This is a genomic window from Sphingobacterium sp. CZ-2 (assembly GCF_004526235.1).
In the GTDB taxonomy this organism is placed as follows: Bacteria; Bacteroidota; Bacteroidia; order Sphingobacteriales; family Sphingobacteriaceae; genus Sphingobacterium; species Sphingobacterium tenebrionis.
The window spans coordinates 3,771,735-3,795,746 of sequence record NZ_CP038159.1 but is presented as its reverse complement, the minus strand read 5'-3'; the positions used below and the strand labels follow the sequence as shown (position 1 = coordinate 3,795,746).

At 41.7% G+C, this 24,012-nt stretch carries 17 protein-coding genes and 1 pseudogene; 7 read left to right on the top strand and 11 right to left on the bottom strand.

The annotated features are described in order from the left end of the window. The first annotated feature begins 116 nt into the window (after positions 1-116). From nagB to E3D81_RS16495, 4 genes are all read left to right on the top strand, one after another. Positions 117-2,042: a glucosamine-6-phosphate deaminase gene (gene nagB, locus E3D81_RS16510; RefSeq protein WP_134778272.1), complete on the top strand. Its 1,926-nt coding sequence runs from the start codon at positions 117-119 to the stop codon at positions 2,040-2,042. 342 nt (positions 2,043-2,384) lie between these two features. Beyond that, positions 2,385-4,808, top strand: coding sequence for a TonB-dependent siderophore receptor (locus E3D81_RS16505; protein ID WP_134778271.1), 2,424 nt, complete (start codon positions 2,385-2,387; stop codon positions 4,806-4,808). A 150-nt stretch (positions 4,809-4,958) separates the two neighbouring features. Then, positions 4,959-5,234, top strand: coding sequence for a NifU family protein (locus tag E3D81_RS16500; protein WP_099365034.1), 276 nt, complete (start codon positions 4,959-4,961; stop codon positions 5,232-5,234). Positions 5,235-5,317: 83 nt separating this feature from the next. Further along, on the top strand, positions 5,318-5,962 hold the full coding sequence (locus E3D81_RS16495; RefSeq protein WP_245153241.1) for a hypothetical protein: 645 nt from the start codon (positions 5,318-5,320) through the stop codon (positions 5,960-5,962). A gap of 38 nt (positions 5,963-6,000) precedes the next feature. Here E3D81_RS16495 and E3D81_RS16490 read toward each other — a convergent pair whose 3' ends face one another. The 11 genes from E3D81_RS16490 to polA form a co-directional block, all read right to left on the bottom strand. After that, positions 6,001-7,227, bottom strand: coding sequence for an ABC transporter permease (locus E3D81_RS16490; RefSeq protein ID WP_134778270.1), 1,227 nt, complete (start codon positions 7,225-7,227; stop codon positions 6,001-6,003). A 3-nt stretch (positions 7,228-7,230) separates the two neighbouring features. Continuing rightward, positions 7,231-7,872, bottom strand: coding sequence for an MBL fold metallo-hydrolase (locus E3D81_RS16485; protein ID WP_099365031.1), 642 nt, complete (start codon positions 7,870-7,872; stop codon positions 7,231-7,233). A gap of 18 nt (positions 7,873-7,890) precedes the next feature. Beyond that, positions 7,891-8,637: a shikimate dehydrogenase family protein gene (locus E3D81_RS16480; RefSeq protein WP_134778269.1), complete on the bottom strand. Its 747-nt coding sequence runs from the start codon at positions 8,635-8,637 to the stop codon at positions 7,891-7,893. Next, positions 8,634-10,043, bottom strand: coding sequence for a tetratricopeptide repeat protein (locus tag E3D81_RS16475; RefSeq protein WP_134778268.1), 1,410 nt, complete (start codon positions 10,041-10,043; stop codon positions 8,634-8,636). Before E3D81_RS16475 ends, E3D81_RS16480 begins: the two co-directional genes overlap by 4 nt. Before the next feature lie 201 nt (positions 10,044-10,244). Further along, positions 10,245-11,624, bottom strand: a complete 1,380-nt coding sequence (locus tag E3D81_RS16470) for an OmpA family protein (RefSeq protein ID WP_134778267.1) — start codon at positions 11,622-11,624, stop codon at positions 10,245-10,247. A gap of 240 nt (positions 11,625-11,864) precedes the next feature. Next, the gene (locus tag E3D81_RS16465; RefSeq protein ID WP_134778266.1) at positions 11,865-12,878 is read right to left on the bottom strand and encodes an inorganic phosphate transporter; all 1,014 of its coding nucleotides are present in this window, start codon (positions 12,876-12,878) and stop codon (positions 11,865-11,867) included. Positions 12,879-12,915: 37 nt separating this feature from the next. Then, complete coding sequence (locus E3D81_RS16460; protein ID WP_099365026.1) at positions 12,916-13,563, bottom strand: DUF47 domain-containing protein; 648 nt, start codon at positions 13,561-13,563, stop codon at positions 12,916-12,918. Positions 13,564-13,636: 73 nt separating this feature from the next. Beyond that, on the bottom strand, positions 13,637-14,662 hold the full coding sequence (locus E3D81_RS16455) for a sensor histidine kinase (RefSeq protein ID WP_134778265.1): 1,026 nt from the start codon (positions 14,660-14,662) through the stop codon (positions 13,637-13,639). 3 nt (positions 14,663-14,665) lie between these two features. Beyond that, a complete protein-coding gene (locus E3D81_RS16450; protein ID WP_134778264.1) occupies positions 14,666-15,319 on the bottom strand; it encodes a phosphatidylserine decarboxylase family protein in 654 nt (217 codons plus the stop codon). Between the two features lie 40 nt (positions 15,320-15,359). Beyond that, on the bottom strand, positions 15,360-16,472 hold the full coding sequence (locus E3D81_RS16445; RefSeq protein ID WP_134778263.1) for a toxin-antitoxin system YwqK family antitoxin: 1,113 nt from the start codon (positions 16,470-16,472) through the stop codon (positions 15,360-15,362). Between the two features lie 26 nt (positions 16,473-16,498). Further along, entirely contained in the window at positions 16,499-19,294 is a 2,796-nt protein-coding gene (gene polA, locus E3D81_RS16440; protein WP_134778262.1) for a DNA polymerase I, read from the bottom strand. A 115-nt stretch (positions 19,295-19,409) separates the two neighbouring features. Between polA and rsgA the strand changes: the two genes are divergently transcribed. The 3 genes and pseudogenes from rsgA to E3D81_RS16425 all read left to right on the top strand — a co-directional run bounded on the left by rsgA (position 19,410) and on the right by E3D81_RS16425 (position 24,010). Beyond that, positions 19,410-20,330, top strand: a complete 921-nt coding sequence (gene rsgA, locus E3D81_RS16435) for a ribosome small subunit-dependent GTPase A (RefSeq protein ID WP_134778261.1) — start codon at positions 19,410-19,412, stop codon at positions 20,328-20,330. Between the two features lie 68 nt (positions 20,331-20,398). Continuing rightward, positions 20,399-22,210 (top strand): hypothetical protein, encoded by a 1,812-nt coding sequence (locus E3D81_RS16430; protein ID WP_134778260.1) that lies wholly within the window; start codon positions 20,399-20,401, stop codon positions 22,208-22,210. Positions 22,211-22,225: 15 nt separating this feature from the next. Beyond that, positions 22,226-24,010, top strand: a pseudogene (locus E3D81_RS16425) (TrkH family potassium uptake protein). The last annotated feature ends 2 nt before the right edge of the window (positions 24,011-24,012 follow it).

Below are 24,012 nucleotides of genomic sequence, written 5' to 3'. Positions count from 1 at the left end.
AACATGTAAAAATTATAACATATTTTCAATAAATCTGAAAAAGAAATTGCATTTTTTGCGTTTGAGGGATTTTAAATTGTTAAATTTGAAACTCACTAAGGTATTTTTTAATTTAAATGGCAAGATTAAATTTATTAGAAGAAACCCGATTTGAGAAAGTACCAGTTACGGTATACCCCACTCAAGAGGAAGCTTCTATTCAAGTCGCTCAACGCATCGCAAACCTCATCAGAGGCAAGCAGGCAAAAGGGGAGCAGGCTGTACTTGGACTAGCAACAGGTGCTACTCCAGTAAAGGTTTACAAGGAATTGGTGAGGTTACACAAAGAAGAAGGTTTAAGTTTCAGTAACGTCGTTACCTTCAATTTGGATGAATACTATCCAATGCAACCTACAGCAGAGCAAAGTTATGTGGTGTTCATGAACAGAAACCTGTTCGATCACATCGACATCCCAAAAGTAAACATTAACATTCCTGATGGCACTTTGGCTCCAGAAGACGTTCAGGCGTTCTGTATGGCCTATGAGCAAAAGATTTCCAGCTTAGGAGGATTGGACATCCAGATTTTAGGTATTGGACGTACAGGCCACATCGGTTTCAACGAACCAGGTTCTGCACCTAACTCTGGTACGCGCTTGGTAACCTTAGATGACCTTACCCGTAGAGATGCTTCACGCGATTTCGGTGGTAAGGAAAATGTACCAACGAAAGCGATTACCATGGGGGTTGGAACAATTTTCAAAGCAAAGGAAATTGTGTTGATGGCTTGGAACGAGAAAAAAGCCGAAATCGTTAAAAAAGCAGTGGAAGGCGAAATCTCTTCCGATATCCCGGCTACCTACCTACAGATGTCGGACAATGTAGAATTTGTTCTTGATCAAGATGCTGCTTCCGCACTTACGCGTTTCAACCTTCCATGGTTGGCGCACGACGTGGAATGGGATGATACTTTGGTGAAGAAAGCGGTGGTTTGGTTGTCCCTTCATTTGGACAAGGCCATCCTTAAATTGACCGACGACGATTATAACAATAATGGCATGGCGCAGTTGATTACGGAACAGGGTACTGCCTACAGTATCAACATCCGTATCTTCAACGAGCTTCAACGTACCATTACGGGTTGGCCAGGAGGAAAACCAGGTGTCGATGATACCAGCCGCCCAGAACGCGCGGAACCTGCCCGTAAGAATGTGATCCTTTTTTCGCCACACCCGGATGATGACGTGATCTCGATGGGAGGTACGTTCATCCGTTTGGCCGATCAAGGACATAATGTCCATGTAGCTTATCAAACCTCCGGTAATACCGCCGTTTGGGACGATGATGTATTGCGTTATTTAGAATTTGTACAGGATTTCGCTGTTGCAGTGGAAGATGATAATGGGGTTACCCGTAAAATCTACGATGACTCCCGCGAGTTTTTCAAAGTTAAGAAACCAAATCAGGTAGATCCTGAAATCGTACGTACCATTAAAGGATTGATCCGCAAAGGGGAAGCAATTGCCGGTGCACGTTTCGTAGGCCTTCCGGATGAAAATATCCACTTCATGGACCTTCCGTTCTATGACCGTGGAAAATTCTCCAAAGAGATCGACTTTGAGGACGATATCCAGCAGACCATGGAATTATTGCGCCAAGTAAAACCTCAACAGGTATTTGCGGCCGGTGATTTCGCTGATCCGCATGGAACGCATAAGGTTTGTTTCGATATTATTTTAGAAGCCTTGAAACGCCTTCGCGAAACGGACGAATGGACGAAAGACTGTTGGTTGTGGTTATACCGCGGTGCATGGCATGAATACCCAATCCACGAGATTGAAATGGCGGTTCCTCTGTCGCCGCAAGAGGTTAAACGCAAGCGTTTGGCGATCTTCAAGCATCAATCACAAAAGGATCTTCCAGTTTTCCCCGGAGATGATCCAAGAGAATTCTGGGTGCGTGCAGAAGACCGTACTAGTGAAACCGCTGGCCTTTACCATCAATTGGGATTGGCAAACTACGAAGCCATCGAAGCTTTTGTTCGCTGGAACTTCGATGAGTAGGCATTAAGAATTACTTTAGAAGTAAGCATACATATCGAAGCCGGATCAGATAGCAATGTTTGATCCGGCTTTTTTCTTGCGATGTAGTCTATGTTTTTCCTATGTAAATGGGATGTTTTCGAGGTAAAAACAAGGTTAAAGCATTCTTAAAGCACGTTTTTAATATGCTGATTTACTAAAAGCATACTTTTACATTACTTTTCAGTATGCTTTCAATACGAACCTAAACACTCTCGCGGACTAAAAAATTTCGGATTTTGAAGCTTTTTGTCGGATTCTTTATTTTTTGGTAGCGCGCTGGAGCTTATTTTTGCCTACTATTTAGATTTAGTACAAATAAAGATGAAGCTCACGAAACTATTTATCCTCTTAGCGGCAATGGCAATTGCACAGGAAGTGGATGCCCAAACAACCGTAAAGGGAAAGATTCTTAACCAAAAAGGCGAATCCTTGGCGGGAATCAGTGTTCATGGATCGAACAAGCATACAAAAACCAATGATCAGGGCGAGTATGAACTCTATATCCCAACTGCAGGAACATTTCAATTGCAATTTACGGGCATTGGATTTCAAAAACAAGAACTTGCTGTTGTTCCACAGGGAACAATCACGGAATTATCGGCGCTGATCTTGCAACAAAATAATCAACAGATCGAGCAGATCGATGTAAAGGGGTACAATTCGGTGAACCATCGTTCCTTGGAGGTCAGTAAATCGGGGGTGAAAGATCTAGACCTTCCGCAAGCGGTACAGGTCATCAATAGCCAAGTGATTTCGGATCAACAGATCAATGTGTTGAGCGATGCCTTGAAGAATGCCAATGGAGTAGCCTTGGGTGCCAATAGAGGTGGTGTGAATGAGAATTTCTATGCGAGAGGGTATAGCTTAGGAACGAATAATATATTTAAGAATGGGGCGAGGACCAATAATGGAGGATCCATCGAGGCGAGTACCCTGGAGTCTGTTCAGATCTTAAAAGGGAGTGCGGCCTTGCTGTATGGCGGAGTGACCGGCGGGGCAGTGGTGAACCTGATCAGCAAGAAACCAAAGTTTGAACATGGTGGAGAGGTGGCCATGCGAATCGGTAGTTATAACCAATACAAGCCCATGGTGGATGTTTATGGCCCATTATCCCAAAGATTGGCTTTCCGGATTGTGGGTACAGGTGGCTACGCAGAGAGTTACCGCGATCAGGTAGAATCCAAAAGGTTGTATGTAAACCCTTCTTTATTATACAAAATATCGGATAAATCGGACATCAATGTTATGTTTGATTATCTCAAGAGTGATTTTACACCCGATTTTGGAATAGGTTCCGTAGAGGGAAAAATAAATGAAAAAGTGGGTAGAAATAGTTTTATCAATGTGCCTTGGGCATACAATAAAACCAATTCTTCCAATGCACAGGTGGATTTTGGCCATCAATTTTCCGACGATTGGAAATTGAATGTGTTGGCCAGCTATCAGAAATACCTTCGGGATTATTATGGTTCTGAACGTATTCAGGCGAATGCGCAAGGGATTGCTCCCCGGGCACTGAACCGTTCGGAACAGGACGAACTGACCTTCAACCAACAACTGAACCTGACCGGGAAACTGCAGACAGGTACCTTCCAACATCAGGTCTTGGTGGGTGCAGATGCGGATCAATCCAAGGTCAAGAATTATGCTTTCAACATCTTCGCCAATGGAACCGGCGAGAATGTGGCGCCAAGTACGGCCTATGATAACATCAATGTTTTTGATCCTTATGCAAGTGGCATGCGCTCGGATATGCCTACGGCAGACCTGAAGACTCGAACGAATACCAATATCAGCAGATACGGGGTTTTTGTGCAGGATTTGCTATCGATTACGGATCAGTTTAAGGTTTTGGCGGGTATCCGATATACCTATCAGAAAACAGGTAGAAGTGAGGTTTATGATTATAAAACCAATACGACCAGCGTAACGGAGAACCCTGGTAAAGATAAAGTGGATATGGGCGATAAGGTGGATAAAGCCTGGTCACCTAAATTTGCCTTGATTTATCAACCGTTGAAGGCAACAAGTCTGTATGTAAGTTACGCCAATAATTTCATCTCGAATTCGGGCTATGATGTGAACTATCAACCGATGGGACCATCGCTATTGGATCAATACGAGGCTGGGATCAAGAATGATTTTTTCCAAGGACGCTTATCGACGAACGTGACCTGGTATAAGATCATCAATAATCGGTATGCACAGACCATCATCGGAGATGATGGTAAAGTGGCCGATAGTAATATGAAAGAGTTTACAGGAAGATCAGCTTCTGATGGTGTGGAACTGGATGTGGCAGGGGAATTGGCCAAAGGACTTGATGTACTTGCTGGATATGCCTACAACTATATGCGCTACTTGGAGACCAATGAAAATGGTATCCTGGAGGATATGCGATTGGTCGGAACCACTGCCCATACGGCCAACGGAACGGTATTTTATACCTTTCAGGATGGAGCGGCCAAAGGGTTGAAACTGGGAGCTTCCGTATTCTACACCGGAAAACGAAACGCAGGTTGGAATACCACAAAAGCTAATCAACGCGAGGGTCTGGACAGGATTATTCCGATCGGGGCTTTTACCACCTTTGATTTTTCTGCGGGATATCAATATGGTAAATGGAATATCTTGGCTAAAGTGAGCAATATCGGAAATACCTTCAACTATTACGTGCATGAAAACTATAGTGTGAACCCTATACCTCCGCGCAGTTTTACCACGACTTTAAGCTATAGGTTTTAAAATATAGATTTTGGTTATTATCAGCGGATATAATATTCAACCAAATCAATTATTAATTGTTTGAGAGCGGTTCTATAGCAATATAGGCCGCTTTGAACATTTGTTAAAAATTAGCTATATTTACCCTATAAAAAGATTATTTTTTTGAACATGAATCTATTAGAGAGAGTTGAGCAGGCATTAGATACCATTAGGCCCTATCTGGAAACAGATGGAGGAAATGTATCTATAGAGGAGATTACCCCCGACAATGTTGTTAAATTGAAGCTGTTGGGCACATGTGCTAATTGCTCCATGAGTATCATGACTTTTAAAGCCGGTTTGGAACAAGCGATCAAAAAGGCCGTTCCCGAGATTGTAGCGGTGGAAGCCATCAATTTAACGGACATGAACGATCCTAATGCCATTACCCCAAACCAATTGTAATAAAATTTTTAGATACGGTTAACACAATTTAACAACGGTCTATGAATTAATGTGTTAGTTTTGTGGGAAAGATGAAAACCTGGATGAAATATATTTTAATGGCTACCCTATTTGTTTTTTGTTTGCAGGCAAGTGCACAACAGCGAAAAATAGTGCAGCTTTCTGGGTTTACCTATGCTCAGGGCACTGAAATCGCAGTCCCTTTTGTTACCGTTAAAAATTCTAGCTACCTGAATGAAACCTATGCGGCAAACCATGAGGGTTACTTCTCTTTTGTTGCCCATGTAGGCGATGTGATCGAATTCTCCTCCATTGGATATGCCCCCGTTAAATTCACGATCCCTAATGTGAGTTCGGATAAATATACCGCAAAGATCGAATTGGAACCTTTAGTGGAAGAACTTCCTGTGATCACGCTTGGCAGACCTTTGCCTTGGGCGAGTATTGAGGAGTTCAATAGGGAGTTCCTGGCCATGAATGTGTACAGTGATGATCTGATGTCGGCCAAAAGGAATACCTCCGCAGAGTCTATTGCTTCGTTATCTCGTATTTTGCCACGTAGCGCTGGAGAAATCCAGGCTTTTAACAGCATGCAAAGACATCTTAACATGTCGAATAGAAACATCAATCAGAATTTCAACAATCCTTTGTTGAACCCATTTGCTTGGGGACAATTGATCAACCAGATCAAGCGTGGTGATTATAGTCGCGAACGATTGAAATACTAATTCTTTTTTTAAATTCTTTAGAATTGGGAATGCTGTTATTAGGATTCCAACATGGTTCTTTTGTTGAAACCTTTGATGTTCAATCTTGATGCAAGATAGGACACCAGTGTGGATACCAACATCACCGTCAATAGGATCAGGAAGATATCGCTGTATCTGACATCCACAGGGTAAGCATCAAAAAGGGATCCCTCATTGGTGGTAACCAAGCCATAACGTTCCTGCAGCCAACAAAAAACGAGACCGATTGCAGCACCCACAAGGCTTCCGATCAAAGCGATCATGATCCCCTGGTAGAAGAAGACGTTCTGGATCAGCCCATCATTCGCGCCTAGGCTTTTTAGCACGACTACATCCTGTTTCTTGTCGATCACCAGCATGGTCAAGGAACCAATGATATTGAAAATGGCGATGATGCCGATGATGGTGACGATAAAAAAGACGATCCATTTCTCGGATCTCACCGTTTTGTATAGCGTCGGATTTTGTTGTTCCCTGTTTTTGACCAGAAAATCATCACCTAATAAATGCTGGATCTCGGATTTTAATTTCGGATCGTTATCATTCTTCCCAAACAGCTCAATGGCTGAGATATGCTGATGTTCGTTCAATAGGTCCTTCGCGAAATCTATAGGAACGATGATGAGGTCATCGAAACCGGGTTGGAACCGGAGGATGGCATTCGGGGTGATCGGTCTGGAACGGATATCCTCCAAGGGATTTATATTGTTTGGAGAAGCATGTTTGTCAGGAATATGCAGAAGCACCTGATCGTCTGCCCCACGTAAGGGCACTTGCAGATTGGCCTGTACCTGAGCCCCCAGTATCCCAAAATTTATACTGTCGCCCTGAATGGAAAGATTTCCCGCAAACAACATATCCTGTGTTGCGTGGCTTTTGATGCTTTCGGGTTCAATCCCTTTGATCTTTCCAATGAATTGTTGATGGTTGTATTCTGCAAGTACTTTATCTTCCAAAACCTCACTATAGGAGGAGATATTTGGGTTTTCGCGAAGTTGCTTGAACTTTTCGCCCTGGCCGGAAAAGACTTTCCCTTTGGACGGTTCTATTCGCAGCTCGGGTGAGAATATGCTGTATTGCGACAGGATAAACTTCTCCAAGCCGTTGTAGAATGATAGCACGATGACCAAGGCTGCTGTACTGACCAGAACACCGACCACACTGATTCCGGAGATAATGTTGATGGCATTAACTGATTTTTTGGAAAATAGATAGCGCTTGGCGAAGAATACAGGTAACCTCATGGTTTATGCGCGGATAAAAGGGTTCATCTGTTTCTCTTCCGCAACCGTGGTTGAGGGACCATGGCCTGGATGGACTACCGTCTCCTCAGGCAGGCTGTAGATATTCTGGGCAATACTGTTCAATAACTGCTGATGATTGCCTCCTGGAAGGTCTGTGCGGCCGATACTGCGATGAAATAGGACATCTCCACCGATCAGAAAGCCATGGTCTTTACTGTACAGACATAAATGACCAGGGGAATGCCCTGGAGCGAAGATCAAGGAAATGGTTTCATCACCAATTTTCAATTGATCGGTTTCCTTTAAAAAGGTTTCCGGGATTGGCGATGGCTCATATCGTATGCCCATCTGAGGCGCGTAATTCTGCACTTGAACGACCAATGGAAGCTCCAGTTCATGGAATTGTGGCATTAGGCCATAGGTTTCATAGATAAATCTGTTGCCCAAAACGTGGTCGATATGGCCATGTGTATTGATCAGGGCAATGGGTTTGAGGTTTTGCTGTTCTACATAGGATTTGAAGACTTCTTCTTCCTGGTAATTATGCATGCCAGGGTCTACAATGATGCATTCTTTCTCATCATTATAGATGATATAGGTATTCTCCTGGTAAGGGTTAAAGGTGAACGTTTTGATATGTAGCATATCCAAAAATAGGAATTATTATTGATTCCAGACTTCCCAGTTTTTCTCCGCCTGCAATACCAGCATTTCGAATCCATTCTTGATGGCGGCCCCCCGCGCCTTTCCCTTTTGGAGGAACAGGGTTTCTTCGGGATTATAGATCAGGTCATAAAGCAGATGACCTGGTCCAATGCCTTCAAAGGGGATGTCCGGACATTGATCGATGTTGGGATAAGTGCCCACAGGCGAGCAGTTGATAATGATCTGATGTTGTGCAATGATACTGTCGGTAAGATCAGCATAACTGATGTTTTCTGCGTCTTTGGTCCTGCTTACGACTTGGTAGGGGATGCGAAGTTTATCCAATACATACTTAACGGCCTTGGTCGCTCCACCATTTCCTAGTATCAGGGCTTTTTTGTGCTCAAGTTTGAGGAAGGGCAATAGCGATTGCTCGAAGCCATAGGCATCGGTATTGAAACCTTTTAAATAGGGCCTTCCATTCTCTTGTCGTTTGATCTGAATGCAATTGACCGCCCCGATTACCTTTGCTTCTTCCGATAGCTCATCCAAATAAGGAATGACATCCTGTTTATAAGGAATAGTTACATTGACACCGTAGAAATCAGGATTGGAGGTGTAAAGTTCTGGGAACTTTTCGATATCAGAAATAGGGTATAGATCGTAGTCTATACCCTGTATGTTTTCTTTATCAAATTTATCTAAATAGTATTTTTTGGAAAAGGAATGTCCCAGGGGATAACCTATCAATCCTAAGTATTTCATTTTCCTTCGGAGTACTTTTTGATGATATCTAAAATTATCGGATTACCCTGTAACTGCGGAAGGTATTCGAATAAGATGTAATGTTTCTCAGGGTCGCTGTTCAAGGCGATTTCCAGATAATTCAATGCGTCGTTATATTTTCCTGCAGCAAAAAGGTAGGCGACCATGCGGTAATAAAGGACCGCTTCATCCGGGTTGCATTTGATGGCCTCAGCAATAACTTCAGTAGCTTCCTGCAATTTGCCCAATTCGTACAATAACGATGAAAAGTCTAACCAGGCTTCGATATCGGTACTGTTCAATTCCACTACCTTGGTATAGGCCTCGATGGACTCATCGTATTGTTTCAATTTGTATCGAGCATCAGCAATGGCAAACCAGTAGTCCGGATTCTCATCATCGATATCCAATGCTTTTTTATAAAAATGCAGGGATTCGAAATAGCGTTCCTCAAAATCAAGTGTTACACCGATTCCAAACCAGGCATCGCTTTGATTGCTATCCAGTTTTACCGCCTTCTTGTAATAGGAACGGGCTTCATCCATCTGTTCCAATTTTTCATAGCATTCACCAATCGCGCAATAGGTATCGGCGGTTGGGGGTTCGTATTCAAAAGTATGTTTATATACTTCTATGGCTTCCGCATATCGATCTAGATTGACCAATGCGTTTCCTTTATTATAATAGGCCGATGAGAAATTATCCTTGATAAGGATTGCATAATCGTATGCATCTATGGCGGCCGCATATTGTTCTAATTTATGATGTGCATTGCCCAGGTTATACCATGCAGCATAAGAATAAGGATCGGTATCTATATATTGCTTATAAAATGCGATACTTTCTTCCTGTTGCTCCAATACATCATAGCAAAAAGCTATTTCGTATAGGGCATCCTGGTTTTCATTATTAATTTTTAAACATTTCTTTAAATAATGAATGGCTTTGGCATAATGTCCCTGCATCTGGTATAGACCGGCTATCTGATAGTAAATCTCGTCTTTGGAATCACTTAATGATAATGCCTTGAAAAAGTTTTCTTCCGCAAGTTCATGATCCTGCATGGCGGAGAAAATTGTTCCCCTGATTAGATAGATGTCGGCTTCCGAAGGCTCTAAAAATTCTACTTTGGTCAAAGCATCCAATGCTTGCTCGTACTGCATGGTACTTGCTAATAGTTGGGCTTTTTTTATTAAGAATGTTGTTTCAAATGGGTGCTGAGCCGCGGCGAATTCAATAACTTGTAGAGCTTTTACGGGGTCATTTTTCGTTATGTAATAGTCAATGATGCTTTCAAAAGCCTTGGCATCGAAAAAGTATTGATCTTCATTCCTCAGCATCTCTTCATAACGATCAACTGAGAATTTTTGCTCTTCAGGTGATTCAAATTCAAAGTCTTCTTCCATTATTCTCCTCCTTTAAAATTATCGATTAACTTCTTTCCCTTGTTGAAAATAGCAAATTAAATTACGGAACGTATCATATTATTTTCAACATATCCACAATCCTATGACTGTCAGTGGGTAGGAAAGTAAAATTTATGCATAAAAAAAAGTGCCGGTTGTAGAACCGGCACCTCTTTATGTGTTAATTATTATTGCTAATAATTATTTTTTGATTTCAACACGACGGTTTTGGATTCTTCCTTCTTCAGTAGCGTTAGATGCAACTGGATTAGCTTCTCCGTAACCTGTAGCAGTGATGCTTGATGCAGAAACACCAGCATTTACTAAGTATTGTTTAACTGCGTTTGCACGGTCGTTAGAAAGGTTCATGTTGTAAGCTTCAGTACCTTCTGCAGATGCATATCCATCTAAAGTTACGTTAGAGTTGTTAGCTTTCAATTCTTGAGCTAATTTATCTAAGGTAGCGTAAGATTCAGTTTTCAATACAGAGCTATCAAATTCGAATTGAATTGGAGCGTAGTATCCTGAAGAAACAGTACCATCAGTTAATTGTTGCTCTGGGAATTTGATTGGACATCCTGAACCATCAACTACAGTACCTGCAGGAGTTCCTGGACATTTATCAAACTTATCAGATACACCGTCACCATCAGAGTCTTTGCTCAATTGATCAACAGTACCTTCTAAAGTGGATACACGTTGTTTCAAAGCTTCAACTTCGTTACGTAATGAAGGGTCTTTCAACTCATCATATAAAGTAGCAACTGGGTTAGTGAACGTTAAGTTCTCTTTATCACGAGATCCTAAAGTGAATTCTAAACCACCGTATAGGTTAGAGAATTTTTGTTTTCCGTCGTAACGAACTGGTCCGTATAACAAGTTATCATCAGTGAAGTTCATTGTGTAACCTAAGTTCAAGGCAACAACTTCAGATAATTTGAATTTAACACCAACACCTACAGGGATAAATCCTGTTAAACGGTTGTCACGATCTCCAACATCAGTACGGTCACCGAATACTTCTTCACCCCAGTTACCTTCGTTGTTGAATACAGGAGTTCCAGAGAAATCAGTAGTTGAGTATTGTACTGGGTTATGAGCCATAACTCCCATACCTACTTTAGCGTAGAAGTTAACAGCATTTTCTCTTCTCATGAAGTCGATAGTACCTAATTGGAATACACCATTTAAGCTAGCAGCCCAGTTAACTGCAGTCTCAGCAGATCTTGCACCATTAGCAGTTTCTGGAGTAGTAACCATTTCATGGTTATATGTTTTGATACGACCACGGTTACCTTCTAATTCTAAACCGAATAGGTGTGAGAATTGTTTACGGATAGTTAAACCATAGTACTCACCCACTTTATTTTGGAAGTAACCTACTTTTTGACCAAAACCGTTCTGACCACCTAAGATAGTGTTAGGAGTAGTAATACCACCTTGAACACCGATAGACCAAGTTCTGTACTGACCTCTACCACCAAATACTGTTGGGGTTTGTGCTTGTGCAGTCTCAGCGAAACCTAAAGCGGCTACTAAAGAAGCTGCAACAGCTGTTTTTTTAATTGTAGAATAGTTCATACTCTTTTTTTTAAGGTTATTAAAATTTTTAATTGTTTCTAGTTGTTAATCAATTTAACATAACTTAACAATAACGATGCCAAAAAATGTTAAAACTTAAAAAGCGTATTTTCAATACTAAAAACGGTGCTTTTTCTGCGTAAAAATAGTTATTAACATTTTATAACGCAAATTTTTTGATAAAACTTTGTTCCAATTCAATAAAATTGACACAAGGTTAATCCCCTTGTAGCCTTTTTGCTACAAGATGTAATGGATAACAGCCAAGGTAAGCCCACCTAATAAGGCACTCACAGGTATGGTTAGAATCCATGCCCATAATAAACTAATGGTTACTCCCCATCTCACAGCTGATACCCTTTTCACCACACCAACCCCAATGATCGCACCGGTAATCGTATGCGTCGTGGAAACCGGAATACCAAAATGTTCCGTAATACCTAAGGTAATCGCACCTGCAGTTTCCGCACTGACCCCTTCCAAAGGCGTTACTTTTGTAATCTTGGTTCCCATGGTCTTCACGATTTTCCAACCGCCACTCATGGTTCCAGCAGCAATGGCTGCATAACAGGCCAATGGCACCCACTCAGGCATTTCTTCAAATGTACCTATTACGCCTTGCGCAATTAATGCCGTAGCAATGATACCCATTACCTTTTGTGCATCATTACCACCATGCGCAAAACTCAAACCTGCTGATGAAATCAACTGCAGGATCTTGAACCAACGTTCAGCAACTGCCGGACGCGCTTTTTTACAGATATTGATAATAATTAAAGTAATGATGACCGAAATCGTCATACCTACTAGAGGCGCTAGGATAATAAAAGATAAGATCTTTAATGTAGCACTCAAGTTAATGGCCTCGATTGGATTTACACCTTGGAAAACAGCGAAAGCCATCCCCGAACCGGCAAAACCCCCGATCAATGTATGGCTCGAACTGGATGGAATTCCATAATACCAAGTAAATAAGTTCCAGGAAATGGCCGCGACGAGGCCGGCGAATATCACCTCGAGGGTGATGTACTCTTCAATTACCGTCTTGGCGATCGTATTGGCAACCTTATGGTCAGTAAATACGAAATAAGCAACGAAATTGAAAATTGCCGCCCAAAGAACCGCCATAAATGGCGTAAGCACTTTGGTCGATACGATGGTCGCGATGGAGTTTGCTGCATCATGAAAACCATTGATATAATCAAAGGCAATCGCCAAAACAATCACGACAACTAATAATGTGGTTATCCCCATGATAAAATTTTGTAATGAAATAAAGGTTAAAAAACGATTACGCGTTTTTCACTAGGATACTTTCTAATACGTTGGCAACGTCCTCACATTTATCGGTAGCATCTTCCATAGCCGATAATACCTCTTTGTTCTTGATCAGGTTGATCGCATCCTTTTCATATTCGAAAAGATCAGCTACAGCTTTATCAAAGATGTAATCCGCTTTGTTTTCTACACTGTTGATACGAACGCAAGAATCCGTAATATTTCTGATGTTTTTCAGGTCTTTCAGTTCAAATAATGCTTTGGCAACATGTTCAGTAGCTTCTACGATAAGATCAGAGATCTCTTTCATCGCATCACTCGGGTTTTCTACCTTATATAGTTCCATACGGTTTGAAGCACCATGGATAAAGTCAGCAACATCATCCAATGAGCTCGCTAGAGCGTGGATATCTTCACGGTCGAATGGAGTAATAAAGTTTTTTCCAAGTTCTAAATGGATCTGGTGGGTTAGGTTATCCCCTTTGTGTTCTAGGTCTTCCAACAATTTGGAATTGTTTTTTCTAAGTTGTAGATCAGAGGTATGAACACTCTCTTTTAATAACTTAGCCATTTCGATCAAATTCGAGCCAGCTTGCTCAAATAAAGGGAAGAATTTTTTGTCCTTCGGAACGAAGTATTGAAAAATGCTATTCAACGACATATTTTGAATTTTAGTAGCGCAAAAATATGGACTTAATGTTAAGTTAATGTTAAGTTTTTATAAATACCCCCAATTAGGCCTTTTTCAATGTAAAAGAAAAGGTGGTCCCAATGCCCTCGGTACTACGCACATGCACATTTTGACGATGAGCTTCAATGATATGCTTCACAATCGCTAAGCCCAAACCTGAACCGCCAATCTCCCTCGACCTACTTTTATCTGTCCTAAAAAACCGCTCAAAAACCCTTGGCAGGTTCTTTTCCTCTATCCCAACTCCATTATCCGTAATCTCGATCAAAATCTGATCGATTAAAGGATGAGTCTTAATGCTCGTTTTTCCGTTTCTCTTTCCATATTTGATGGAATTGTCAATCAGATTCACCAAAACCTGCTGTATCTTCTTCCGATCAGCTTTTACAAAAATCGGATGATTTCCTTTTGAACTAAAATCTAAAACAATGTTCTGTTCGTTGGCTTTATATTCCAAGTCATCCAGCGTCTCTTTGATCAACACCTGCAGATCAAATTTTTCCTTTTCAATCAGCACAGCTCCGGATTCCAATTTAGCGATTTCATCCAGGTCATGGATCAAATAGCTTAACCTGTCCAGATTCCGAGAAGCCTTATTCAGAAAATTAACAGCCATTTCCGGATTATCCTCCATCATCCCATCCTGCAAGGTTTCTATATAACCCTGAATAGCAAACAGTGGAGTCTTGAATTCGTGTGATATATTGGAAAGAAATTCTTTACGGAATTTCTCCTGAGCTTTAAGTTGATCGATTTCGGATGCCTTCTGTTTCGCCCAATCCCTAACCTCCTTCTCCGCATCCCCGATAGGATCGTCAGACTTATGGTCACCTAAGGCGTCCTTTAGCTCTTTACCCAACTTCAGGTTGTGGATCAATTTATAGACTGATTTTATCCTTTCGTATACAAATTTCTGAAAAACATAGTTCAGTAGGGAAAACGAAAGGATAAAACTCAGGATGAGAATAAAGATGAAAGTTGGGAAATCCCGTTCATAATAAAAGTTCATGCCCGCCAGGATCAGCGAGAACACAAAACTGATGATCAATATGAGCGATCTGAAATTCATGGATTATACGCGAGCGATAACCGTTTTTCCACCTACCACTTTATCGTTGATTTTAACATTGATTTCGGCATTCAAAGGCAAGAATAAATCCACACGAGAACCGAATTTGATAAATCCGAATTCATCGCCCTGTTTTACTTCCTGACCCTCTTTTACATACCATACGATCCTTCTGGCCAAGGCTCCGGCGATCTGGCGGAACAACACTTCTACACCATCTTTACGTTTAACCACAACCGTCGTACGTTCATTATCCGTGGAAGACTTCGGATGCCAAGCCACCAAAAATTTACCGGGATGATATTTGAAGAAACTTACCATTCCAGAAACAGGATTTCTATTCACATGCACATTCACAGGCGACATAAAGATCGAAACCTGCAATCTTCTTTCCTTGAAATATTCCGTTTCCTCCGCTATTTCGATAACCACTACTTTTCCATCCGCTGGGCATAAAATTACACCATCATCAATGCTGATCTTTTTGATTGGGCTCCTGAAGAACTGCACAATCGTGATAAATAGGAATGCAGATATAATATAAAGTATCCAAGTAACTACCTTGCCCGCATCAAAATAATGCGCAATGGCCAAGATCACGAATATGAATAAAACAACAAGTGCTAAACTGGTATATCCTTCTTTATGGAATTTCATGATTAAAAATTTCTCCAAATATAATTAAACTTAGGAAATCCTAAGGGTTCTCTGCTTTTCTAATGATTTTAACCGAATGAAAGAGCAACGAACCATCCCCAGCTTTTTGCGCTATGAGATTCACTGTCAATTCATCATCCACATATTCCCCATTTACAAATGAGGGAATATAATTTCCAATTTCCCCCAAGGCAGAAGCAAAAATACGGTCAAAATCCGGATTGAACTTGGTCGCTACCTTTGCCTTTTTGGGAATTCCCCTCTTATCCACCTCCACGGTATAGGTGATTTCATATTTGGATAGATCAGGGATTTCTGCGCCCTCAAAATAATCGCTGATGGCCTTTCCTAAATACATGGTATATCCCGTAAAGTCATCAAATGTACAATCTTTGGACACAAAATGTTCGCCGCGCATAAAAGGCTCTATAGGCCAAAGTGGATATCGAGCAGCATCATATACTTCTTGTGTATAGTAATCGTAGCCCTCCCTGAATGCGCCATTAGGCGCATAATATTCTTCGCCGGCTTCAACCGTCCCTTTGTCATCCTCAAATAATACCTGCCATTTACCAACTGCAAATCCATCCCTGATATTTCCGCGCAAACGCACAAATGGAAATCCATAGGGGTTATAGCCTGCGTAAGGCACCTTGAAATTATACTTTCCATTGCCATCCATCACCAAACGGCGACCCCGGTCATCCATCAACGTCATTAATTTCACGGTTTCACCCTGATGCAGCACCGTCATCAAGAGATTGCCATCAGGATAGAAGAAATTCAATTCACCCACAGGAACACCCTGTTGATAGGTCATCTGCCATTTTAATTGTCCATTCGGATGATAGGCTTTAAAAACACCCTCTTTGATGCCTTGACGATAATTCCCTTCCAGCAATAACTTACCATCCAGTGAATAATCCTTGAACTCCCCAATAAAAAAGCTTGTTTTGGCATTAAATTCGGCAATCCGTTCAATGGAATGGAACTCACAGTTTTTATCGACCAAAAAGTAGTTCTTGTCGTAATAAAAACGGACCAGATTACTATCCGCCCTTTCCATAAATACAGGTTTCGCTTCCTGAGCTTGGGCGTTCCACCCAAGGACAAAAAGCATGATCCCTATTAAGATTGCCTTGAATATCTTCATGATTATTATCCTTCCAACAGCGTTGATTAATGTGCCTCTAACCAGTTTCTTCCTTGACCAATTTCGATCTCAATAGGAACTTCCATATTGATCGCCGATTTCATACGATCTGAAATGATCGCTTTAAAAGTTTCAATTTCGTGATTCGGAACATCAAACACAAGCTCATCATGCACCTGCATGATCATTTTCCCCGCCAAGCCCTTCTCCTCAATATCCTGTTGGATATTGATCATCGCAATTTTGATCAGATCTGCCGCAGAACCTTGAATAGGCGCATTGATCGCATTTCGTTCCGCAAAACCGCGAACCGTCATATTGGCCGAATTGATATCCCTTAAATAACGACGTCTTTTTAAAATTGTTTCCACATAGCCATTCTCCTTTGCGAATTCGATCACCTCACTCATGTATTGGCGAATACCTGTATATTGTAAGAAATATTGGTCAATGATCTCAGCCGCTTCTTTTCTTGGAATCCCCAAACTTTGCGATAGGCCGAATGCCGATTGCCCATAGATAATCCCAAAGTTCACCGCCTTTGCATTCCTACGCATATCCGAGGTCACCTCATCCAGGGCTACCCCATAAACCCTTGCTGCTGTCGCACGGTGAATGTCCAAACCTTGATGGAAGGCATCTTGCATATTCTTGTCCTTGCTCAATTCGGCCATGATACGCAGCTCAATCTGCGAATAATCCGCCGATAACAGTGTCCAATTCTCATCCCTACTGATAAAAGCTTTTCGAACCTCCCTGCCTTTTTCCGTACGGATAGGGATATTCTGAAGGTTAGGATTCGTCGAACTCAAACGTCCCGTTGCGGCTACAGCTTGGTTATAGGAAGTATGGATCAAGCCAGTCTGCTGGTTGACCAAGGTTGGCAGCGCATCCACATAAGTTGATTTCAATTTCTGTAACTGCCTAAAGGAAAGGATGTCCTGAACAATGTCCGATTTGTTGGCCAGTGCCAACAATACATCCTCTCCGGTTTTATATTGTCCGGTTTTTGTTTTCTTAGCCTTCGGATCCAATTGAAGTTTATCGAACAACACCTCGCCTAATTGTTTTGGAGAAGCGATGTTAAAGGTACAGCCAGCTTTTTCATAGATCTGCTGTTCCAATAATTTCACATCCTTTTCGATCTCCTTCGAGAAATTCTGCAAGGTCAGCTCATCGATCTTAACCCCATTGCGTTCTACCGAAGCCAACACCCTTAATAACGGAAATTCCACATCCTCTGCCAATTGCAAGGTCGAAGTCTCCTGCAATAAAGGTTCAAATTTATGTTTCAGCTGCAGGGTAATGTCCGCATCCTCGCCTGCATATTCCTTGATCTTCGCCAATTCCACATCGCGCATATTGCCTTGGTTCTTTCCCTTGGCACCAATGAGTTCGGTAATAGAAACCGGACTATATTTCAGGTAGGTCTCGGCCAGATAGTCCATATTATGGCGCGTATCCGGATCGATCAGGTAATGAGCCAACATTGTGTCAAATAATTTCCCTTTTACCTGTACATCATAGCGGGAAAGGATAAGCATATCGTATTTGATGTTCTGCCCGATTTTCTGAATCTGTTCATTCTCAAAAATCGGTTTGAACAGGTTAACAGTTTCCTGAGCCTGAAGCGGATCCGAGGATACCGGTACATAATAGGCTGTCCCAGGTTCAAAACTGAAAGACATTCCGACCATCTCCGCATTTAGCGCATCCAATCCGGTCGATTCCGTATCAAAAGAAAAAGAAGGTTGCGAAGCTAAAAGTTTCACCAACTTCTCCTGTTCAGCAAATTCATCGGCCAATATATACGTATGTGTTGTGTTTTCAATGGTATTCAATGGGTAAGAATCTTCTATTTCCTCCGCTACAATACCAACACCAGCATCCGTTGGAATGGCAAAAAGATCCATCTGTCCGCCTTTCGGCACCGCATTTTCGGCCATATTAAATCCATCGCCAAAAATCCGTTTTCCTAAGGTTTTAAATTCAAGTTCCACAAAAAGTGGTTCCAAAACATCTTTATTAGGCTCTTCCAGTTCCAAGCCCTTTTCGTCCAATTCCACAGGTACATCCAATAAAATGGTTGCCAATTTTTTAGAGATCAACCCTTGATCCGCAAAATTCTCCACATTTTCCTTCAGCTTTCCCTTCAATTTGTCGGTATTCTGGATCAGGTTCTCCACGGAACCAAATTCTTGGATCAATTTTTTTGCGGTCTTCTCGCCAACTCCAGGGATCCCGGGGATATTATCCACCGCATCACCCCATAGACCCAATATATCAATCACTTCATGTACGTTATTGATCTCCCATTTCTCCAATATCTCCGGAACACCCAATACCTCCGCGCCATTACCCATCCGAGCAGGTTTGTAGATGAAGATGTTTTCCGATACCAATTGGCCGAAATCCTTATCCGGCGTCATACAATAAACAGTATACCCTTCTTTCTCACCCTTTTTCGCCAAGGTACCGATGATATCATCGGCCTCATAACCATCCATGGTGATGATCGGGATGTTAAATCCTTCGATCAAACGGAAAATATAAGGAATCGAAGCAGCTAGATCTTCCGGCATTTTTTCCCGCTGTGCCTTATAGGTTTCAAACTCCAGATGCCTGTTGGTAGGGGCTTCTGTATCGAATACAACGGCAATATGAGAGGGTTTCTGGTTTTTTAAGACATCCAATAGGGTATTGGTAAAACCCATGATGGCACCTGTATTTAAACCGTATGAAGTTAACCGTGGGGTCTTGCTCAAGGCAAAGTAGGCACGGTAGATCAATGCCATCCCGTCGAGAAGAAATAACTTTTTCAAATTTTTAATATTTACGATATAAACAAAGTTAACAAAATCATTAGACCCAAAGATTAACAAAATTTTTCCATTTTTGCGAAAGGATATGCGGATTCATCTGTTAATGAAATAGAAAATGAGAGGAATAGTAACAAAATCTACAGGAAGCTGGTACCAGGTCATGGACGATGATGGGCAGAACTACGAATGTCGTATCAAAGGGAAGTTCAGGACCCAAGGCATTAAAACAACCAATCCCATTGCGGTGGGCGATTTTGTGGAGTTTGAACTCGAACCCGGGCAACAATCTGGTGTCATCAATACCTTGCTGCCGAGAAGAAACTATATCATCCGCAGATCAGTGAACCTTTCTAAACAGACCCAGATCATTGGTGCTAATTTAGACCAAGCGGTATTGGTTGTTACTTTAGCATCTCCGGCCACCTCCACCGGTTTTATCGACCGCTTCTTGGTTACGGCCGAAGCGTACAGCATTCCGGCGATCCTTGTCTTCAATAAATTAGACCTCTTCTCCGAGGAAGGATTGGAAATTCTGGCAGAATACATGGCTTTATACGGAGGCCTTGGCTACCCTTGTTATGCCGTATCGGCTTTGAAAGGAGAGCATATCCAAGAACTTCAAGAACTGTTGAAAGACAAGACCACTTTGGTTTCCGGACATTCAGGCGTAGGAAAATCGACCTTGATCAATGCCGTAGTGCCTGGGTTGGAACTGAAAACAGGGATCATCTCCGAGTGGTCCGACAAAGGTAAACATACCACCACCTTTGCCGAAATGATCATGCTTCCATTTGGGGGAAAACTCATCGATACTCCTGGAATACGCGAATTGGGGATCGTTGATATCGAACCGCAGGAACTCTCCCATTATTTCCCCGAAATGAGGGCTTTGATGAACCAATGTAAATTCCATAATTGCCGACATATCAACGAACCTGGATGTGCTGTTCTGGAGGCTTTGGAGAATGGCGAGATCGACCCTTCCCGCTACGATAGCTACCTCAGCATCTACAATAACGAAAATAATCGCAACTAACTAAACATATTGGCCATAAATTTGTTTCGTATTATTGAACGACAATAAACCATCGTTTACAGAATCGTATGAAACCAGTTTGGAAATGGATTATAGGGGTATTAGTAGTTATTATTATCGCCGTTATTGGGGTGGGTTGGTATTTTAACCGAAACTGGAAACCTTTATTGGAAGAGCGATTGAAGGAAGTGGTGCATAACTCCACCAACGGCCTCTATTCGCTTCGTTACGACGACCTGGATCTGAATATCACACTTGGAAATGTGACTTTGAAGAACGCCGAGCTCATTCCGGACTCTGCTGTTTACCAAAAGATGGTCCTGGCCAAGGAAGCACCGAACAGCCGTTTTCATATCAAACTGACCAATCTGAAAGTACGCAGCTTCAACCTTTGGGATGTGATCCGGAAAAGGAAATTATTTATAAAGAACATCACTTTCGAATCACCCGATATCCACATGATTTCCGAATACCATGCCTATAACGATACGATCAAACCGAAGGAAACTAAAACCTTATACGACAATATCAAGGATGTATTCAGTTCCGTGAATGTAAGGGATATCAAGATTGATAACGTCAAATTTAAGTTCTCCAAAATTGAAGAGGGGAAATCTTCCGACATTCTATTGGATAGCATCGGGATCAAAGTGCATGATGTACTCTTGGATGAAACCTCTATCAAGGATACCACCCGCTTGTTCTACACAAAAATGGTGGAAATCGATGTCCCTGGTTTCGAATACGACCTTTCTAATGGGTTATATGTGGCCAAATTCGACCGCTTGACCATCAATACGCAAGAACAGAATGTGTTATTGACCAAGGTGGTATATAAACCCAAAATGAGCAAAGGGAACTATTTTAAGACAAGGGGCCAGAATGTAACCATGGCCGATCTCCGCTTTGATACCCTTCGTTTTGAAAAACTGGACTTCAAACGGGTGATCGATGACCAGCAGACCATTGCCAGGAATGTGCAGATCAAAAATGGATCGATCTCCTTATACAACGATAAACGATATCCAAAGAAGAGCTCCAATAAAATTGGGAAATCACCACACCAACAATTGTTGAAACTGAAGCAATTGATCCATATTGATACTGTTTTCTTAAGCAATGTAGATGTCTTATATGGCGAATTCTCCGCGAAATTCCATCAAGAAGGGGTTATAACCTTCAACAATGCGTCGGGGATCATCACCAATGTCACAAACGATAGCCTTCACCTCAAGAAAGAGCCTTGGATGCGGGCAGATCTGAGCGCGAAAATTATGAACCAAGGATTGTTAAAAATCAATTTTGGATTCAATATGATGAGCAAAGCCGGTGTACATACCTATAAGGGAACCTTGGGAAGGATGCAGGCCACCGCTTTCAATAAAATATTGAAACCTTTGCTGAACGTAGAAATCGGTGAAGGAAATATCCGTGGAATCAGCTTCAACATGCAAGCGAATGATCGACGTAACTGGGGTGATTTCCGTTTCGATTACGACCATTTGAAAATCAACCTGCTCAACAAACCGGGAGAGGATATGAACAAAACCAAAAAGGGGATCTTATCCTTTGTGGTCAATAATGTCCTGATCAATGATAGTAACCCCGACGCCAATGAAGTTTATCATATTGGAAAAGTCAACTATACCCGTGTTCCGGAACATACCTTCTTCAAAACCATGTGGCAAAGTCTTTTGGAAGGAATTAAGCAATGTGCAGGTATAAGTAAGGAACGTGAGGCGAAACTCCTAGGGGCGGCGGAAAATGTGAAGGAAATAACCGAAGGCTCTAAAAACGTCATCAAAAAAACCGGTAATTTCTTTAAAGGACTGTTCAAGAAGAAAGATAACGAAGATAAAGAAGAAAAAAAGGAGAAGTAATCCTATGTTTGTAGAATGGATTCATTTTTCAGCTTCCTAAAATTCATATTCCGGTACCATAATAAGGTGGTGGATCAGGTGCTGTTCTACATCAGCCTCATCTGTACCATCACGATGGTACTGCACGTAGGTTATATTACGGATCCAGAATTAGCGCGTTATACTGAAACGACTGTTGTTTTCATGTATTACGGGCTATTTTTATTTGAGGCCATCCGGACGTTTTCCTCCATTCTGGTGGCTCGCAGGATCAATGTTTCCCATTATTCGGGGGTCGTTGTAACAGCCTACTTTTTGCTGATCACCCTCGCGCGTTTTACCGGTGGATTCCTTGAAAACTTCGCAAAAGATGAATGGCTTTACCTGGGGATTTTCATCATGTTTATCTCAGAACTATCCCGAAGCAGCCTCTTTTTTGATAACTTCTACTTTAATCCGACTATTTTATTCGTCGTTTCCTTCCTGGGACTGATCGTCTTGGGATCCTTTTTATTGATGCTCCCTAGAACGACCATTGAAGCTCCACTCAGTTTTGTAGATGCTTTTTTCATGGCCACAAGTGCCGTCTGTATTACCGGGCTAACCGTAACAGATATATCGACCAATTTCTCTGTTTTCGGGCAATCGGTGATCATGGCTTTGATACAGATCGGGGGTTTAGGGATCATGACCTTTACCGGCTTTTTCGGATATTTCTTTTCCGGCGGCTTTTCCTTTAAGAACCAATTGATGTTCGGGGAGATCTTGGGCGAGGATAAATTAAACTCCGTTATTTCAACCTAATTGACCATTATCTTTATCACTTTCCTCTTTGAATTTATCGGTGGAATATTGATCTTCTTTTCTTTGGATCCCAAATTATTTGAATCCATTGGAGAACAGATTTTCTTCTCCGCATTCCATGCCATATCCGGATTCTGTAACTCCGGATTTACTATCATTAAAGATGGGGTAACCAATGAGAATTACCGATTCAATTATAATTTTCAATTGGCCGTATCTTCCATGTTCATTCTTGGTAGTTTAGGTTTTGGAACCATCTTTAATTTCTATACCCTGGTAAAGGAAAAAATCATTTCCTTTTGGTGTAAGGTTATCCAAAAAGGAAACTATCGACATAAGCCCATGGTCTTCTCCTTCAATTCGCGCTTTATTGTATTGTGCAATATCGTGGTGATCATCCTGGCTACGATCTCCTTTTTTTTCCTGGAGAGAAACCATACCCTGATGGAGGATAAGTCTACTTACGGGCAATGGGTATCTTCCATTTTTATGGCCAACTCCTCCCGATCTGCAGGATTCAACAGTGTGGATCTGAACTTTGTGAATATTCCAACCTTGATCATGATCGTGACCTTGATGTGGATAGGGGTGTCTCCAGGCTCTACGGGTGGGGGTGTGAAAGTAACAACGGTGGCTATTTCCCTGATGAACATTGTCGCACTGGCAAAAGGAAAGGAATCCATTGAAATCTACAAAAGAAAAATTGCCTCCGAATCGGTCAATAAGGCATTTGCCATTATCCTCTTATCGATCTTGACCATTTCGTTGAGCTTTATCTTATTGAATTTTTCCGATCCAAACCAGGACATGATGTCCCTGCTTTTTGAATCGGTATCGGCATATACCACTTGTGGGCTTTCATTAGGCATTACGCCTTCCTTGAGTTCCACCAGTAAGATTATCCTGATGGTCACCATGTTCGTCGGTCGTGTCGGTATGTTAACCCTTTTGGTGGCCTTCATCAAGAATACCAAGAACAAAAGTTATATTTATCCAACTGAAAAAATTCTGTTTTAAGC